The sequence below is a fragment of the Embleya sp. NPDC056575 genome, assembly GCF_042793325.1.
Classification (GTDB): domain Bacteria; phylum Actinomycetota; class Actinomycetes; order Streptomycetales; family Streptomycetaceae; genus Embleya.
Genome location: NZ_JBHTVA010000125.1, coordinates 1 through 17,279 on the forward strand (window position 1 = coordinate 1; position 17,279 = coordinate 17,279).

Sequence of the window (17,279 nt, forward strand, 5' to 3'; positions counted from 1 at the left end):
GGCCGTCCGAGAGCCGGACGGCCCGCCCCGGGCCCGGCCGCGTCCCGGGTCAGGTCAGCGCGTCCCGTCGGGCGAGCACGCCCCCCAGGGCGGTCGCCGCGGCGCGCAGCGCGGCCACGTGCGCCTCGGGGCGGAAACGGGTGCCGGGCCCGGCCACGCTGATCGCCGCGACCGGTTCGTCGTCCGGGCCCAGGACGGGCGCGGCCACGCACACCAGACCGAGCGCGGACTCCTCGTACTCGAACGCGACACCGTTCTCCAGCACCGCGTCCAGCCGGCGGCGCAACAACCCGGGCGCGACCACCGTGTGCGGGGTACGCCGCTCCAGCACACCGGAGAGCACCGTGCGTCGCAGTTCCTCGTCACCGTGCGCGAGCAGCGTCTTGCCGATCGCGGTGCAGTGCATCGGCATGCGGCCGCCGACCCGGGAGGGGCTGCGAGCCTGCCGATGCCCGCCGATCTTGGCGACGTAGACCACGTCCGTGCCCTCGCGTACGCCCAGGTGCACGATCTCGTGGGTGCGTTCGTACAGGTCCTGAAGGAACGGCATGGCCAGTTCGAGCAGTCCGCGCTCGACGGACGCCCGCATGCCCAGCTCGAACAGGGTGCCGCTGAGCCGGTAACCCCCGGGCAGCCGGTCCAGCAGCCGCAGCGCCACCAGCTCCCCGGTGAGCCGGTGCACGGTGGCCTTGTGCAGGCCCGTACGGCGCACCAGCTCGGCGAGCGCGACGGTGCGGTCGTCGACGGTGAACGCCTCCAGGATGGCGGTCGCCTTGCTGAGGACGCTGTTGCGGTCGGGGGCTTGGTCGGGGGAGTCGGGCATCCGACCAGCGTATCGCTGAGCGAGACGCTTTGGTTGTGGGTGATCGTCGCGGGTCGCGACGATGCCGCCATGACCAGTACTTCCCTCCACGGCGAGGACGCGGTGCGCGCCGCGGCGGAACGGCTGCTCGACGCCGCCGCGACCGGCGTCGCCTGCGCGCCGGTCCGCGATGTGATCGGTCCGGGCGACCTGGCCGCGGCGTACGCCGTCCAGCGCCGGATCGTCGACGACCGGCTGGCCCGCGGCGCCCGGATCGTCGGCCGCAAGATCGGCCTCACCTCCACCGCCGTCCAGCGCCAACTGGGCGTCGACCGGCCCGACTTCGGTGTGCTCTTCGACGACATGGGCCACGCCGACGGGGACGTGATCCCCTACCGCGCGGTGCTGCAACCGCGCGTCGAGGCGGAGGTGGCGTTCGTGCTCGGCGCCGATCTCGCCGACGGGCCGCTCGACCTCGCCCAGGTGCGTGGTGCCATCGACCACGCGGTCGCGGCCCTGGAGATCTGCGGCAGCCGGGTGCGCGACTGGGACATCCGCTTCGCCGACACCGTGGCCGACAACGCCTCGTCGGGCGCGTACGTCCTGGGCACCGTGCGCGGGAGCCTGGACGAATTCGTGCCGCGTGAGGTGCGGATGAGCATGACGGTCGGGGGAGAGGTGGTCTCCACCGGTACCGGCGCCGCCTGCCTGGGCGACCCGATCGAGGCGGTGGCCTGGCTGGCCCGACAGGCCCGCGACCTCGGCGATCCGCTGCGCGCCGGGCAGCTCGTGCTCTCCGGCGCGCTGGGGCCGATGCACCCCGTGGCGCCCGGGGACAGCGTCCGCGCCGACATCACCGGGCTCGGCACGGTCGCGATCGACTTCGGCCCGGACTTCGACGAGGAGGGTTCATGACCAGGACCAAGGTCGCCGTCATCGGATCGGGCAACATCGGCACCGATTTGATGATCAAGGTGCTGCGCACCGCCGAACACCTGGAGATGGGCGCGATGGTCGGCATCGACGCCGACTCCGACGGGCTGGCCCGCGCCCGCCGACTCGGCGTCCCGACCACCCACGACGGGGTCGAGGGGCTGATCGCGATGCCCGGATTCGACGAGATCGGGATCGTCTTCGACGCCACCTCGGCCAAGGCGCACGCCCACAACGCGGCCCTACTGCGCCCGTACGGCAAGCGGCTGATCGACCTCACGCCCGCGGCGCTGGGACCGTACGTGATTCCCGCGGTCAACCTCGAACAGCACCTCGACGCCGACAACGTCAACATGGTCACCTGCGGCGGGCAGGCCACCATTCCGGTGGTCGCCGCGATCGGCGCCGTGGCCCCGGTCGCGTACGCCGAGATCGTCGCGTCCATCGCCTCGAAGTCCGCCGGGCCCGGCACCCGCGCCAACATCGACGAGTTCACCGAGACCACCTCGGCCGCGATCGTCGAGGTCGGCGGCGCCCGGCGCGGCAAGGCGATCATCGTGCTCAACCCCGCCGAGCCGCCGCTGATCATGCGCGACACCGTCTTGGCGCTGGTGAGCGCGCCCGGCCCCGACTCGGTGGAGCGGATCCGGGAGGCGGTGGCGGCGATGGTCGCCGCCGTCGCCGAGTACGTGCCCGGCTACCGGCTCAAGCAGGAGGTCCAGGTGGTTCCCGTCCCCGCCGACCAACCGCTGGAGACCCTGCTGGCCCCCGGCGCGGACCGGCCCACCCACCAGGTCTCGGTGTTCCTGGAGGTCGAGGGCGCCGCCCACTACCTGCCCGCCTACGCCGGAAACCTCGACATCATGACCTCGGCCGCGCTCCGCGTCGGCGAACGGATGGCGGCCCGCGACGCGGCTCGCGGCCCGGACGCCGACAACGACCGCGGCACCACCCGCCGGCACGTGGAGGCCGCCTCGTGAACACCCCGATTTTCGTCCAGGACGTCACCTTGCGGGACGGCATGCACGCCGTGCGGCACCGGATCACCCCCGCGGACGTCGCGCGGATCGTCGCCGCCCTCGATCGGGCCGGCGTGGATGCCATCGAGGTGGCGCACGGCGACGGGCTCGCGGGCGGTTCGCTCAACTACGGCCCCGGTTCGCACAGCGACTGGGCATGGATCGAGGCCGCCTCCTCCGTCCTGGAGCGCGCGCGGCTGACCACTTTGCTGCTGCCCGGCGTCGGCACGATCCACGACCTGCGGCGCGCGTACGAGCTGGGGGTGCGCTCGGTCCGCGTCGCCACGCACTGCACCGAGGCCGACATCTCCGCGCAGCACATCGCCGCGGCGCGCGAACTGGGCATGGACGTCTCCGGATTCCTGATGCTTTCGCACATGGCCCCGCCGGAGGCACTCGCCGAGCAGGCCCGGCTGATGGAGTCGTACGGCGCGCACTGCGTCTACGTCACCGACTCGGGCGGTCGGCTCACCATGAACGACGTCGCGGCCCGGGTGCGCGCGTATCGGGACGTGTTGCGGCCGGAGACCGAGATCGGGATCCACGCCCACGAGAACCTTTCGCTCTCGGTGGCCAATTCGGTGGTCGCGGTGGACAACGGCTGCTTCCGCGTGGACGCCTCCCTGGCCGGGCACGGCGCGGGCGCCGGGAACTGTCCGCTGGAGGCGTTCATCGCGGTCGCCGACCTGTCCGGCTTCGCCCACGGCTGCGACCTGTTCGCCCTCCAGGACGCCGCCGACGACCTGGTCCGCCCGCTCCAGGACCGCCCCGTCCGGGTCGACCGCGAAACCCTCACCCTCGGCTACGCGGGCGTCTACTCGTCCTTCCTGCGCCACGCCGAAGCCGCCTCGGCGCGCTACGGGGTCGATGTCCGCGACCTCCTCATGGAATGCGGACGCCGGGGCCTGGTCGGCGGCCAGGAGGACATGATCGTCGACATCGCGCTGACCCTGTCCGCCTGACGGGTGCCGTCGGCGCGCATGCCCGCGGGTGTTGTGCGGGTACCGGTCGTGGAGGGTCTTCCGGGAAATCGTGAGGTGACACCGTGACCACCGTGCAGGACTACAAGGAACTGTGTGGCGAAATCGCCGCGCATCACCGCGAGCGGCTGGACGCGCTGTTCGCGGGCGAGGCCGAGCCGGGCGCGCCGACATCGCCCGCGTGGGCAAAACCGTCGGACCACGTGTCCCCGGACGACCTGCCCCCGAACCTCGGGCCCGCGACCGACGCGTACGGACGCTGCGGGATGCGCGCCCTGGAGGGCCGGCGGGACGACGTCGCGCGGATCCTGCGGGAGTTCCGGGACAGGAGGATCACCCAGGAGTGCGCGGAGGAGTGGAACAGGGAGTCCGCGACGGCCCGGAAGCGGGAACAGCACAAAGGGGACGACGAATACCTCGAGGAGATCGTCCGGGCGATCGACGCGGCCGGTGACGACGAGGACGTCATCGCCAGGACCGTGGAGATCCACACCGCGGCGCTCGACGCACTCGTCGGAGCGTGGGCGATCGTCGCCGAGTGTCTACGCGATTGGCTGACGACACGCGTCGAAGACATCGACGCCTGCTTCGAACGCGCGATCGGAACCGAACCCGAGGAGGAAGCCCCGGGGCAGGACACCGCCCCTCCATCCCTCCCGATCGTGGGTTCACGGTAGGCCTCACCTCGCCATCCCGGTCTCGGCGCCGTCGCGCAGGTCGAAGAACGCGCCCGAACGCGGCCGGAGTTCGTCCGGGTGACGACGCGCGGGCGGGTCACCCGGACGGCGGCCACGGCGACGGCGGCGAAGGAACCGCCGACCCCGCCCGCCGTCCCCGACCGCACGGCGGGCGGGCCCCGGTGCCGGCGCCGCGCCGTCAGCGCGGAGCGTGCGGTGCGGCCCGGAGGGGGGACACGCGGGCACGGGTGCGTTCGGTGTCGTCGGTCGGCGGGCCGTCGGGTGCCGTGGGCCGGCCGTACCAGTCCAGGCAGACGATCAGGGCGTCGTCGTCGGGGATGGGGCGCCCGCGATGGCCGGTGAGTTCGCGCAGCACCGCACGGGGCATCTCGGCGGGCGGCAGCAGTCGGGTGGCGCTGATCGCCCGGGCCAGCGCGCGATCGCCGTAGGCTTCGCCGGCCGGCGAGGCGACCGCGTAGACACCGTCGCTGACGAAGACCAGCCGGTCCCCGGGGCGGACCCGGAATTCCTGCGCCCTGTAGTCGGTCTCCTCGAACATGCCCAGGGGCAGCTGCGCGTCGAAGTCGATCGCACTCACCGTTCCCTCGCGCAGGAGCAGCAGGCGTGGGGAACCGGCGTCGATCACGTGCACCCGTCCGGTGGCCAGTTCGAAGTCCAGCAGCAGGACGGACAGGTAGGCGTCGCCGCGGTGCCGGGCGTAGACGGCCTGGTCGGCGAGGGCCGCCTGGTCGGCGAGCGGGATGCCGGCGCGTCGGGCGTTGCGCAGGGCGTTGATCGTGAGGTTGCTGAGGAGGGCGGCGTCGATGCCCTCGCCCATGCCGTCGGTCACCGTCAGCGTGAGACGGTCGGCGGCGGCGGACCAGTCGAAGTTGTCGCCGTGGACGGCGTAGGCGGGTTCGAGCTGGGCGCCGATGGCGTATTCGTCGCGCCGGCAGGCGTGACCGGGCAGGAGTTGCCACTGCATCTCGGCCGCCAGGGTCAGCCGGTCCTTGCGTCGGGCCCGCAGGTAGAGGTCGGTGTCGCGTTCGGCGACGGTGACCGCGTGGGCGAGCATCTCGGCGATGTCGACGAGCTCGGTCCGCACGGCCGGTGAACAGGCGTCGGTCGGGAGGGTGACGGACAGGACACCGAGACGGTCGCCGCGTACCGTCACCGGGAGGTGTACGACCGTGTCCGCTCCGTGTTGCTCGTGCGTGGGTTCCTGTGCGCCGAAGACCCGACCCTGGGGGCTGTTGTCGATGGAGAGGTGTTCGGTGGCCGCGAGAGCGGACACCGACAGCAGGACGGTCAGGCTGTAGTCGGCCATCAGCAGGTCGACGGCTCGTGCCCGGCAGTGCCGCGCGAGCACGCCGCGGATGGCGTCCAGCAGCCCGGGGGCGGGTGCGGAGCGCAGCGCACGCTCGGCTTCCTCGTATACGTTCACAGTTTGTCTTCAGCCGTTCTCTGCGGATGCGGTACGGGGCACCCTCGTGGCGTGTTCGGCGAACGGCCGGACGGCCCGTCGAATCAATCGCCTTTATAGCGTCTATTGTGGTGACGGCACGGCCGTCGAAGAGGCGGCCGTATCGGGCGTCGGAGTAAGGCGGTGAGCGGGGTTACCTTCTCTCGACACGACCAGTCGGACGAGACGGCGCGTGTGGCGACCGCCGCGGCCGAGTTGCTCGAGATGTTGTTGGGGCGTGCGTCCACGGCACCCGTTTCGCCGTCACAGCTGCGCCTGCTGTTTCTGCTGGAGCGGCACGAGGGCATCAACCTGCGTACGCTGGCCGACGGTCTGCGGTCGACCCCCTCCTCGACGAGTCGCCTGTGTGACCGCCTCCAGGCGGTGGGTTTCGTCGAACGTCTGCCCAGTGCCAACAGCCGCCGTGAACTCCAGTTGCGGCTGAGTGGGCGGGGCTGCGCCTTCCTGGCGGATCTGCGGGCCCGCCGTGAGCAGGAACTGGCGGTCGTCACGGCGCGTATGTCGGGCGAGTCCCGGGCGATGTTGCTGAAGGGCCTCGAATCCCTGCGCAACGCCGCCGGGCCCGTCATGGACGAGGCGACGGGCGACGCGTCCTCCCTCTCCTCGCGTGCGCGAACCGCCTGAGGCGATCGGCCGCGTCGGGTGAAAGACGCGGTGTGCCCGCTTCGCCGCGTGTGGGGAGCGCGAGGTACGAGAGCACGATCCACGGGAGCGCGAAGTACGTGGGCCGGACACGTGCCGAGCGTATGTCGGCCGACGTCGACGTCCCATGGCGGCGCCCCCTTTCGTCGGATGAGCGAGCGGTGGCGCTCGGTTGCAAGCCGGCGATGCGCGCGTCACGTCGATGCTGTTCCCTGACGTCGACGGCTTTGCCCCACCCCCGGCGTCCCGATGCGAAGCGTATCGAATTATTGACTGATGACAAATGTTGCGGCCGGACATGTATCCCGGGGGCGGTGGTGACCGATCCGCCGTCGTGTCCCGACGTCCGGCCGAGGTCCCGCCGACCATCAGGGGGAGGGTGCGGACCGGCCTTCGTCGCCGCTTGCGGCGAAGCCGCGCCCGTCCGTGTCGGCGGGCCCGGTGAGGTATCCGCCGACGCCGGTGATGTCGAGCAGGCGGGTCAGTCGCACGGGTTGACGGTGCAGATGCAGGGCGATCCCGGCGGCGTGTGTACGGCGGCGCAGGCCGATCAGGACGGACAACCCGCCGCAGTCGATGGCGGTCAGGCCCTCCCAGTCCAGGTGCAGATGACGCAGCGCCGGTCCGTACCGCCGCAGGTGCGTGTCCAGCGCCGCGTTCACCCGCTCGGTGAACGCGGTGCCGGTGTCGTACTCGAGGTCTCCCCGGATGGCCAGATGCAGCGACCGGGTGTCGCCGGCCTCAACGTCGACGGAGAACTCGACGGGCGTGGGGGAGCTCATGCCGTTCCGGGGTCGGTGGGGGTGGGTGCGGTGGGCAGGGTGTCGGTCGCGACGCGGATGAAGCCGAGCGCGCGGGGAAAGTCGCGCAGTTGTTCGGCGAGGATGTCCAGTCCCAGGCGCAAAGCGGTCGCGGGCACGTGGCGGGCGGTGAGTATGTCCCTGGTCCAGTCGACGAAGGAGGTGAACAGGTCCACCTCGTCGACGTAGAGGGCCGTCGTGAGGAAGTCCACGATGTGGGCCAGGTCCTCGGCGGTTCGTTCGCGCCGGGCGGCGCTGTACGCGCGCATGCCGGGTCCGCGCTCGTCGAGGGCGACCAGGCACTGCCGCACCAGGGCGGTGCGGTTGGACTTGACGAACGTGTACTCCTGATCGGCCAGATGGGGCAGGTCGTCGATCTCGTGGCGTCGCTCCGCATGCCGGGCGGTGATCCCCCGGGCCAGTCGGTCCGCGGCGCGTCGCGCGTCGGGGGCCCAGGCGTCGGCGCCCAGAAGGCGGGCGTAGCGGCCGTCCGCGCCGAAGGCGGCGCCGCCGACCATGACCGGGATGCCCAGCGACTGCACGGCGGTCACCGCCTGGTGGGCGGTGGGCAGGTGAGTGGGCAGCGAGGCCGAGAGCAGGGCCGCGGTCGGGTTGCTCTGATGTACGTGCGCGATCAGGTGCGGAGTGGGGGTGTGGGCGCCGAGGAAGTCCACCCGCCAGCCACGCCCGGTGAGGGTCTCGGCGAGCAATCGGGCCGGCAGGGAATGCCATTCGCCGTCCACACACGCGACCGTGACATTGCCCCGCGTCGGCGACGGAGGCGGTGCGGGGTGGTGGGCGAGGACGGCGACGACCCGGTCGATGATCGCGGTGGCCGCGTGCTCCTCGGCGACTCCGATCCGGTTCGCCGCCCATTCGAGCCCGACGCGACGCTGCACGGCGGCCACGACGTCCAGCAGCAGGGTCTCCCCGTCGGCCCCGGCATCGGCCGCCGCGGTGGCCAGTGCCATCGCGCCCGGCTCGTCCCGGCCGATCACGGCCGTCCACAGTCGCTCCGCGAGATCGCGGGGTGTGCCCGGGGCCGAGGCGTCCGCCTTCGCATCGCCCGTCTGCACGGTGCCCGTCGTGACAGTGCCCGTCTTCACAGTGCTCGCCTTCACAGTGCTCGTCATCGCGGTGGCCGCCGTCGTGGTTCATGGCCCACGCGGTCCTCGCGGTCGTCCGCGACAGGGAGTCCGTCGACACCGCCGGCCGGATTGGTGATCGCCAGCGTGGCCATGTCGTCGTGACGACCGCCGCCCAGCCACTGGGCCGCCAGCATCTGTACCCGCTCGACCACGGCCTCCGCCGGCATGCGCGCACACTCCCGCAGAGCCTCCCGCAGCCGCTCCTCGCCGTAGAAGTCGTCACCCAGCGGCCCGCCGCGCGCCTCGGTGATGCCGTCCGTGTACAGCAGGCAGGTCTCGCCGGGTGCCAGCGCCACGTCCACGCTCCGCGCCCGGACGTCGGGCAGCGCCCCCACGAGGGTGCCGCCGGTCGCGACCTCCTCCACCCGTCCGTCGGCGCGGACGATCAGCGGCGGCAGATGTCCGGCGCTGGTCAGCCGCAACAACACCTGCCCCCCGCCGCGCCGCACCGAGGCCAGTACCAGGGTCGCGAACCGGGTGTGGTGGGAGTTCATCAACGCGTCGTTGAGCAGGGCGAGGACCTGCTGGTGATCACCGGACAGCGGCACCAGCGCGTGCAGGACACTGCGGATCTTTCCGGTCAGGACGGCGGCCTCCAGGCCCTTGCCCGCCACGTCGCCCAGTACGACGAACGTCTCCCGGGACGCGTCCGCACCGGGATGGACGTCATAGAAGTCACCGCCGACCCGCTCGTGGTCCTGCGAGGCCCGATAGACGCCGGCGTACTCCACGCCGTGCACCCGCTCCAGCCGCGGCGGCAGCAACTCCCGCAGCAGCGTGGTCGTGATCGAGGCCTGCTCCACGTACAGCCGTGCCGCGGACAGGGCGGCGCCGGCCCGTGCGGCGAACAGCCGCGCGAACACCTCCTCGCCGTCCGTGAACGCCCGGTGCGTGCTCGCGCGCAGCAGGATCAGCACCCCGGCCGGCACTCCGTGTCCGGGTAGCGGGGTGACGATCACCGAGCCGATCGAACCGGCGAAACCGGGCGGCACGCTCCAGTCGGGAATGTCCTCCGGGTCGATCCACCGGGTCGGCACCGGCGGGAAACCCTGCAACGCCTCCGCCAGTCCGGGAACCGTGCGCGGATCGATCGACATCACCGTACGCGTGATGCCGGCGCCGGCCTGCGCGTAGGTCAGCGCGTGCCGGCGACCCTGGGCCGGGACGATGACGACCGCGGCGTCGGCCAGGTGATCCGCGGCCATCCGCGCCGTCACCTCCGCGCATCGTTCGAGGTTCAGCGACGACAGCAGCGCGCCGGAGACGTCCGCCAACAGCTCGGCACGCTCACGCTCGTTGCGCAACGCCTGCTCGGCTCGACGGAGATCGGTGTCCTCCACGAGCCACCACACCACATCCCCGGTCTCGATCCGCGAGGGATGCGCCGCGAACGTCCGACCCACCACGGCGCCCGACACCGCCTCCCGCGGCGTCGCGGCCGAGTGCAGGCGGCGGTGGTGCGCCCGCGCGAGCCAGTGCGGCAGACCGCCCGAGGTCAGACCTTCGCCGACCTCTTCGGCGTGCGCGAACAGCCGGCGCGCTCCTTCGTTGGATCCGATGACGTCCCCGTCGGGGTCGACGACGAGAACGGGACAGGGAGCGCTGTTCCATATCGAGGCGACGTGAACGTCGCCATCGTGCGGACTCTTGGGTGTACCCGAACTACGGATCACAAGCCGGGGAACGCATCGCGCGCACCCCACCACCTCTCTGTCGCTGGACAACAGTTGTCTTCGTGCAACCGTGTCCTATGCTCCAGCCATACGCAACACCAGGAATAAAACGGGCAATTATTCATCCAAGCCGCATAAGTGCCGCTCTGTCGGGCCTGCCCCAGCGTCGAGGAGGTCGACCATCACCGGAAAGGCCGATGCCGGCGTGTCCGGGGTCACGTGGCCGTGTTCGTCGGGTCTGCCGACCGCGTGTCGTCGGGTGAGCACGTGGCGAGGGTGCGCGGGGGTTCCGCACAACAGGGGCGAATTCCCGACGGCCCGGCGACCGAGGCGAGAGTGGATCACATGACCGATGACGCGGACACCGGGCTTGTGCCTCCCGCGCGCACGCGGCCCGGGACGGACGCCGTGGGCAACGCCGAACTGCGCCGCCTGCTGGCCGGTTTGACCGCCGTACGCGACGGCGACTTCGGCGGCCGGCTGCCCGACGACGGCGACGGCCTGCTCGGGGAGATCGCCGGGGTCTTCAACGGCATGGTCGACCAGCTGGCGCTGTTCACCTCCGAGGTCACCCGGGTGGCACGCGAGGTCGGGTCGGAGGGCACCCTCGGCGGTCAGGCGCTCGTCCCGGGCGTGTCCGGGACGTGGGCCGACCTGACCGACTCGGTGAACTTCATGGCCGGCAACCTCACGTCCCAGGTACGGTCCATCGCCCAGGTCGCCACGGCGGTGGCGCGCGGCGACCTGTCGCAAAAGGTACGGGTGGACGCGCGGGGCGAGATCCTGGAGTTGAAGGAGACCATCAACACGATGGTCGACCAGCTCTCGGCATTCGCCGGCGAGGTCACCCGGGTCGCCCGGGAGGTGGGTACCGACGGGCGCCTGGGCGGACAGGCCGACGTCAAGGGCGTCTCCGGCACGTGGAAGGACCTGACCGAGTCCGTCAACGTGATGGCGGAGAACCTGACCGCGCAGGTGCGCTCCATCGCCCAGGTGACCACCGCCGTCGCACAGGGCGACCTGTCGCAGAAGATCCGAGTGGACGCGCGGGGCGAGATCCTGGAGTTGAAGGAGACCATCAACACGATGGTCGACCAGCTCTCCGCGTTCGCCGACGAGGTCACCCGGGTCGCCCGCGAGGTCGGCACCGAGGGCAACCTCGGCGGGCAGGCGACCGTGCGCGGCGCGTCCGGCACCTGGAAGGACCTCACCGACAACGTCAACGTGATGGCGTCCAACCTCACCGGCCAGGTGCGTTCCATCGCCCAGGTCGCCACCGCCGTGGCGCGTGGCGACCTCTCCCGCAAGATCACCGTCGAGGCCAAGGGCGAGGTGGCCGCCCTCGCCGAGGTGATCAACACCATGGTCGACACCCTGTCCGCGTTCGCCGACGAGGTCACCCGGGTCGCCCGCGAGGTCGGCACCGAGGGCATCCTCGGCGGTCAGGCCCGCGTGCCCAACGTCGCCGGGACGTGGAAGGACCTGACCGACAACGTCAACTCGATGGCGAACAACCTCACCGGCCAGGTCCGCAACATCGCCCTGGTCACCACCGCGGTGGCCAACGGCGACCTGTCGAAGAAGATCGACGTGGACGCGCGCGGCGAGATCCTGGAGCTCAAGACCACCATCAACACCATGGTCGACCAACTCTCCTCCTTCGCCGCCGAGGTCACCCGGGTGGCGCGCGAAGTCGGCAGCGAGGGACGACTCGGCGGACAGGCCGAGGTCGAGGGCGTCTCGGGTACCTGGAAACGCCTGACCGAGAACGTCAACGAACTCGCCGGCAACCTCACCCGCCAGGTCCGCGCCATCGCCGAGGTCGCCAGCGCCGTCGCCGAGGGCGACCTGACCCGCTCGATCACCGTCGACGCCTCCGGCGAGGTCGCCGAACTCAAGGACAACATCAACGCGATGGTCGGCTCGCTGCGCGAGACCACCCGCGCCAACGAGGAACAGGACTGGCTCAAGTCCAACCTCGCCCGCGTGTCCGCGCTCATGCAGGGCCACCGCGACCTGGCCGTCGTCGCCGAACTGGTGATGGACGAACTCACCCCCCTGGTCGGCGCCCAGTACGGTGCCTTCTACCTCGCCGAGGACGGCGCGACCGGAACGGGGCTGCGCCTGATCGGCTCGTACGGGCTCGGCGCGGACGACGGCCACGCCACGCACATCCCGCCCGGGCGCACCCTGGTGGGCCAGGCCGCCCGCAGTCGGCGCACCATCGCCGTCGACGACGTCCCCACCGACTACGTGGTCTCCTCCGGACTCGGCCGCGCCGCGCCCACCGCGCTGATCGTGTTGCCGATCGTGGTCGAGGACCAGGTGCTCGGCGTCATCGAACTCGCGTCGATCACCGCGTTCACCCCCGCGCATCGCGACTTCCTCGACCAGTTGATGGAAAACGTCGGTGTCAACGTCAACACCATCGTCGCCAACGCGCGCACCGACGAACTCCTCGCCGAATCCCAGCGCCTGGCCGGCGAATTGAGCGTGCGCTCCGAGGAACTGCAGCACCAGCAGGAGGAACTTCAGCACTCCAACGAGGAACTGGAGGAAAAGGCCGCGCTGCTCGCGACGCAGAACCGTGACATCGAGGCCAAGAACCTCCAGATCGAACAGGCCCGGCAGGAACTCGAGGACCGCGCCCGCCAGTTGACCCTCGCCTCGAAGTACAAGTCGGAGTTCCTGGCGAACATGAGCCACGAACTGCGCACACCCCTCAACAGCCTGCTCATCCTCGCCCAACTCCTCGCCCAGAACCCCACCCGCAACCTCAGTCCCAAACAGGTCGAATACGCCGGCATCATCCACTCCGCGGGGTCCGACCTGCTGCAACTGATCAACGACGTCCTCGATTTGTCCAAGGTCGAGGCCGGCAAGATGGACGTACACACCGAACGTGTGTCGCTACGCCGACTCCTCGACTACGTCGAGGCGACATTTCGGCCGATGACCACACAAAAGAGTCTGACCTTCGACATCACCATCGGCCCCGGAGTACCGGCCGACCTGCTCACCGACGACTCGCGCCTGCGACAGATCCTGCGCAACCTGCTGTCGAACGCGGTCAAGTTCACCGACCGCGGCCACATCGCGCTGCGCATCGAACCGGCCACCGAGCACGAGGTCCCCGCCGGCGTACCGCGCGGTGACGCCGTCGTGGCCTTTCGCGTGCGCGACACCGGGGTGGGCATCGCCGAGCACCAACTCGAGACGATCTTCGGCGCGTTCCAACAGGCCGACGGCACCACCAGCCGCAAATACGGCGGAACCGGGCTCGGACTGTCGATCAGCCGCGAGATCGCCAACCTGCTCGGCGGCGCCATCACCGCCGACAGCACCCCCGGACAGGGCAGCGTCTTCACCCTGTACCTGCCCGTCGTACACACCGCCACCACCACCGGCGCCGCCACCGCCGCCGTCGGCCCGGCGTTCGTCACCCACCCCCCGGCCCTCGACGCCTCCGGAACCGACGCCGATCCGCGGCCGCGCTCCCTCGAACCCGCCGCGCCACCCGCCCGGCGGCGCGTACTCGTGCTGGAGGAACGCCCACAGGGTTTGTTGAGCCTGGTCGCGCAAAGCGCCGTGGCCGACATCGCGACCGGCGGACACGACGGTGCCGGCGGGCCGGGCGTCGACGTCCTGACCGTCGTGGACGCCCAGGAAGCCGCAGCCACCCTCGCCGCCGCACCCTGTCACTGCGTCGTCCTCGACCTGGACATGCCCGACGGCCAGGCACTGACCCTCCTGGACGCCCTCGACGCCGACAGCGCCTCCGCGAACGTGCCCGTCCTGGCCCACAACACCCGTCGCCTGCCCCGGGAACAGACCCGCGCCCTCCAGACACGCGCCGACACCAAACCCCTGGAACTGCTCGCGGGCCTGGACGAACTCCGCGAACGCATCACCCTGCACCTGTCCGCCGAACAGCCCGGTGACGTGCTGCCCCTGGTCCACGCCACCGAACGCACCCACCACGCGGCACCGACCCTCGACGCCGCCCTCGCCGACCGCACCGTCCTGATCGTCGACGACGACCCCCGCAACCTGTACGCCCTCAGCAGCATCCTCGAACTCCACGCCGTCAACGTTCTCCACGCCGAGAACGGCCGCGAGGGCATCACCACCCTCGTCGAGCACCCCGAGGTCGACCTGGTCCTGATGGACGTGATGATGCCCGAGATGGACGGCTACGCCGCCACCGCCGAAATCCGCCGCATGCCCCGCTACGCCGACCTGCCGATCATCGCCGTCACCGCCAAGGCCATGCCGGGCGACCGCGACAAGAGCCTGGCCGCGGGGGCCGGCGACTACGTCACCAAACCCGTCGACACCGACCACCTGCTCGCCGTCCTCCGCCGCCACCTGCTCCCCTCCTGAGAGCACCCCGCCGGTCGACCCCGCCCGACGTCCTCGCCTTCGGGAGTGAACCCATCGTGAGCAACACCGCACCCCCACCCGAGACATCCCACCGGCAGGACGGCGACGACCCGACGGGCCCGCCCACCGCCACCGGGAACGGGATCGCCGCCGTGCCACCGCGCGACGAGAGCGTCCCCGAGCACACGTCCGCCGTGGGCCGCCTCGCCGCGACCGTCGAACGCCTGCGCCACGAGATCCGCGCCGCACACGCCCAAGCGGACGGTCGCGCCCTGATCGAGACGGCCAAGGGCATCCTCATCGAACGCCTGCACTGCAGCCCCACCGAAGCCGCCCGACAACTCGCCACCCTGGCCGACCACGCGGGTGTGAGCGCGATGGAACTCGCCGCCGACATCCTCGACCGCACCGCTGCGGACCGCCTCACCGAAGCCGCCTGCGACTTCGTCACCGAAACCGCCGCCCCCGCCGCACCGCCCGACGGCAAGACCGTGAGCATGCGCCTGCGTACTGCGGAAAGCGGCGCCTGTGCCGCCGACGACACCCAGGCCGTGGCCCGATCCCTCCTCGAACACGCCCTCGCGCCCCTGGGCGCCACCGCCGTCGCCGTATGGGCCATCGCCCCCGACGCCTCCCTGACCCTCGCGGGCAGCGCCGGATTCACCGACCACGAGGCCACCCGCTGGCGACACGTCCCACCCGGAGTGGCCACCTTCGCCCGCCAGGCGCTCGCCGATCTCGACTGGACCTGGACCTTTGACCTGTCCCGGACCGGAACACCCTCCATCGGCCAACACGACCTCACCGGCGCTCGAGCCGCCGCCCCGGCGGGCACCGGCGGTCGGATCCACGGCATCCTGGAAATCTGCTGGCCGAATCCGCTACCCGAACAACCCCCGCGCCTGCGCCGCCAGATCGAGGCACTGGCCGAACTGTGCGCGCACACCCTCGAAACCCACCCGGTCCCCGGCGACCCCACCGTCACCCACCCCGCCACGGTCGACCTCGTCGAGATCGCCGACTGCCTCCACGACCCCGCCCTGGTGCTCGTGCCGCACGTGGACGAGCACCGGCAACTCGTCGACTTCCGGGTGCACCACGTCAACGCGCGCTTCCTCGACCCCGCCGGACGTCCGGCCAATCTGATCCACGGCGCCCTGCTCCTGGAGGCCTACCCCCTCGCCGCGACCCCCGGGGGGCTGTACGACATCGTCGAGCGTGTCCACGCCACCGGCGAGTCCTACCGCGCCGAAGGCGTCACGCTCACCGCCCTCGTCGACGACGTCCGCCTCGACGCGATCGCCGACGTCGCCGCCAGCCGCCACGCCAACGCCATCCTGCTCGTCTGGCGCATCGAACAGGAGGCGGCCCGCCTCGCCCGGCTGCTCCAACACGCCCAACGACTGGGCCGCATCGGCGGCTTCGAGGAAGACCTCGCCACCGGCGCCGTCACCTGGAACGACTCCCTGTTCGCGCTCCACGGCCTGCCGACCACCGCCATCCCCGTGGCTCTGGCCGACCTGCAGAACCACGCACACCCCGACGACACCGCCGCGCTCGCCCGGTTCCTGCACACCCTGGTACACCGCCGCCGCCACGCCACCGTGTCCTTCCGCCTGGAACGCACCGACGGCGTCACCCGACGCATCCGGATCGTCGCCGAACCGGTGCTGGACTCCGACGACCGCCTGCTGGCCATCCGCGGCGCCTACCAGGACGTCTCCGCCCAACACTGGACCGAGGTCGCCCTCGCCGCGACCCGCGACCGCCTCGCGCACAGCGAACAACAGGTGGGCGAACAAAACCGCCTCGCCCGGCAGCTCCAGCACGCGATCATGCCGCCCACCCCCACCCCTTTGAACGTCGACGGTCTCCAGGTGGCCGTGCGCTACCGCCCCGCCGAATCCGACACCGCCGTCGGCGGCGACTGGTACGACGCCCTCGTCCTGCCGTCCAAGAAGATCCTGCTGTGTGTCGGCGACGTCGCCGGACACGGCATCCACGCCGCGACCAGCATGATCGTGCTGCGCAACGCGCTACGCGGCCTGGCCATCACCGGCGCCGGCCCCGCGCAACTGCTCACCTGGCTCAACACCGTGACGCACCATCTGACCGACCACGTCACCGCCACCGTCGTGTGCGCCCTGTACGACCCGGGCACGCGCACGATGCGCTGGGCCCGTGCCGGCCACCTGCCCCCCGTGTGGATCCGCGACGACACGACGCAACGCCTGTCCCTGCTCGACGGTCCCCTCCTCGGCGCCTTCGCCGAGGCCGGTTACGCCGAGGACGAGATCCACCTCGCCATGGGCGACACACTCCTGCTCTACACCGACGGCCTGATCGAACGCCGCGACCACTGCCTCGAAAGCTCCCTCGACCAACTCCTGGTCACAGCACGCGCCGTCACCGCCACCCTGGACGAACGCCTCGACCGACTCCTCACCCACAGCCGGGCGGACACCGACGACGATACGTGCGTGGTGGGCATCCAGATCACCTGACCCGACGCCGGAATCGCGACGACGACGCTCGGCGCGCGTGGGCCGGGGCGGTCGTGTGGAGGTGCGAATGACTCCCGCATTCTTCACGGCCGTCCCGGCTTGGTTGATTCCTACCCGGAGAGTTGGTTTTCATTTCGGACCGCGGTGGTGTTTTCGGGTTTTCCGACGCGAGCGCCGCCTCGAACGCATAGGAAAAGGGTGGGGTGTGGTCGACCCCGATGAGTCGGGGTCGACC

At 71.2% G+C, this 17,279-nt stretch carries 12 protein-coding genes; 7 read left to right on the plus strand and 5 right to left on the minus strand.

Features of this window, described 5'->3' with window-relative positions; all coding sequences use genetic code 11:
* Nucleotides 1-49: 49 nt before the first annotated feature.
* Nucleotides 50-823: an IclR family transcriptional regulator gene (locus ACFRCG_RS47125; protein WP_380042843.1), complete on the minus strand. Its 774-nt coding sequence runs from the start codon at nt 821-823 to the stop codon at nt 50-52.
* Between the two features lie 69 nt (nt 824-892).
* Between ACFRCG_RS47125 and ACFRCG_RS47130 the strand changes: the two genes are divergently transcribed.
* From ACFRCG_RS47130 to ACFRCG_RS47145, 4 genes are all read left to right on the plus strand, one after another.
* A complete protein-coding gene (locus ACFRCG_RS47130) occupies nt 893-1,717 on the plus strand; it encodes a 2-keto-4-pentenoate hydratase (RefSeq protein ID WP_380042844.1) in 825 nt (274 codons plus the stop codon).
* Nucleotides 1,714-2,715, plus strand: coding sequence for an acetaldehyde dehydrogenase (acetylating) (locus ACFRCG_RS47135; RefSeq protein ID WP_380042845.1), 1,002 nt, complete (start codon nt 1,714-1,716; stop codon nt 2,713-2,715). Before ACFRCG_RS47130 ends, ACFRCG_RS47135 begins: the two co-directional genes overlap by 4 nt.
* Complete coding sequence (gene dmpG / locus ACFRCG_RS47140; protein WP_380042846.1) at nt 2,712-3,716, plus strand: 4-hydroxy-2-oxovalerate aldolase; 1,005 nt, start codon at nt 2,712-2,714, stop codon at nt 3,714-3,716. The genes ACFRCG_RS47135 and dmpG overlap by 4 nt, the downstream gene beginning before the upstream one ends.
* 83 nt (nt 3,717-3,799) lie before the next feature.
* Complete coding sequence (locus tag ACFRCG_RS47145; protein ID WP_380042847.1) at nt 3,800-4,411, plus strand: hypothetical protein; 612 nt, start codon at nt 3,800-3,802, stop codon at nt 4,409-4,411.
* Between the two features lie 199 nt (nt 4,412-4,610).
* Here ACFRCG_RS47145 and ACFRCG_RS47150 read toward each other — a convergent pair whose 3' ends face one another.
* The gene (locus tag ACFRCG_RS47150; protein ID WP_380042848.1) at nt 4,611-5,855 is read right to left on the minus strand and encodes a PP2C family protein-serine/threonine phosphatase; all 1,245 of its coding nucleotides are present in this window, start codon (nt 5,853-5,855) and stop codon (nt 4,611-4,613) included.
* Nucleotides 5,856-6,068: 213 nt separating this feature from the next.
* Between ACFRCG_RS47150 and ACFRCG_RS47155 the strand changes: the two genes are divergently transcribed.
* Nucleotides 6,069-6,518: a MarR family winged helix-turn-helix transcriptional regulator gene (locus ACFRCG_RS47155; RefSeq protein ID WP_380042853.1), complete on the plus strand. Its 450-nt coding sequence runs from the start codon at nt 6,069-6,071 to the stop codon at nt 6,516-6,518.
* Between the two features lie 386 nt (nt 6,519-6,904).
* On the opposite strand, the gene ACFRCG_RS47160 is transcribed toward ACFRCG_RS47155, so the two are convergent.
* Genes ACFRCG_RS47160 through ACFRCG_RS47170 form a run of 3 tightly spaced genes read right to left on the minus strand, consistent with a single transcriptional unit; the run spans nt 6,905 to nt 10,154 of the window.
* Nucleotides 6,905-7,318, minus strand: a complete 414-nt coding sequence (locus tag ACFRCG_RS47160) for an STAS domain-containing protein (protein WP_380042849.1) — start codon at nt 7,316-7,318, stop codon at nt 6,905-6,907.
* Complete coding sequence (locus ACFRCG_RS47165) at nt 7,315-8,469, minus strand: B12-binding domain-containing protein (RefSeq protein ID WP_380042850.1); 1,155 nt, start codon at nt 8,467-8,469, stop codon at nt 7,315-7,317. The genes ACFRCG_RS47160 and ACFRCG_RS47165 overlap by 4 nt, the downstream gene beginning before the upstream one ends.
* Nucleotides 8,466-10,154 carry a SpoIIE family protein phosphatase gene (locus ACFRCG_RS47170; RefSeq protein ID WP_380042854.1) on the minus strand — a complete coding sequence of 563 codons (1,689 nt, stop codon included), beginning with the start codon at nt 10,152-10,154 and terminating at the stop codon, nt 8,466-8,468. The genes ACFRCG_RS47165 and ACFRCG_RS47170 overlap by 4 nt, the downstream gene beginning before the upstream one ends.
* Nucleotides 10,155-10,502: 348 nt before the next feature.
* On the opposite strand from ACFRCG_RS47170, the gene ACFRCG_RS47175 reads away from it, so the two are divergent.
* Together ACFRCG_RS47175 and ACFRCG_RS47180 are read left to right on the plus strand one after the other, a co-directional pair.
* Nucleotides 10,503-14,540, plus strand: a complete 4,038-nt coding sequence (locus ACFRCG_RS47175; protein WP_380042851.1) for a HAMP domain-containing protein — start codon at nt 10,503-10,505, stop codon at nt 14,538-14,540.
* 56 nt (nt 14,541-14,596) lie between these two features.
* Nucleotides 14,597-17,044: a SpoIIE family protein phosphatase gene (locus tag ACFRCG_RS47180; protein ID WP_380042852.1), complete on the plus strand. Its 2,448-nt coding sequence runs from the start codon at nt 14,597-14,599 to the stop codon at nt 17,042-17,044.
* The last annotated feature ends 235 nt before the right edge of the window (nt 17,045-17,279 follow it).

What these genes read in the sequence shown, in the direction of transcription:
- ACFRCG_RS47125 (WP_380042843.1), bottom strand. Translation starts at nt 823, where the DNA reads ATGCCCGACTCCCCCGACCAAGCCCCCGACCGCAACAGCGTCCTCAGC.
- ACFRCG_RS47130 (WP_380042844.1), top strand. Translation starts at nt 893, where the DNA reads ATGACCAGTACTTCCCTCCACGGCGAGGACGCGGTGCGCGCCGCGGCG.
- ACFRCG_RS47135 (WP_380042845.1), top strand. Translation starts at nt 1,714, where the DNA reads ATGACCAGGACCAAGGTCGCCGTCATCGGATCGGGCAACATCGGCACC.
- ACFRCG_RS47160 (WP_380042849.1), bottom strand. Translation starts at nt 7,318, where the DNA reads ATGAGCTCCCCCACGCCCGTCGAGTTCTCCGTCGACGTTGAGGCCGGC.
- ACFRCG_RS47165 (WP_380042850.1), bottom strand. Translation starts at nt 8,469, where the DNA reads ATGACGAGCACTGTGAAGGCGAGCACTGTGAAGACGGGCACTGTCACG.
- ACFRCG_RS47175 (WP_380042851.1), top strand. Translation starts at nt 10,503, where the DNA reads ATGACCGATGACGCGGACACCGGGCTTGTGCCTCCCGCGCGCACGCGG.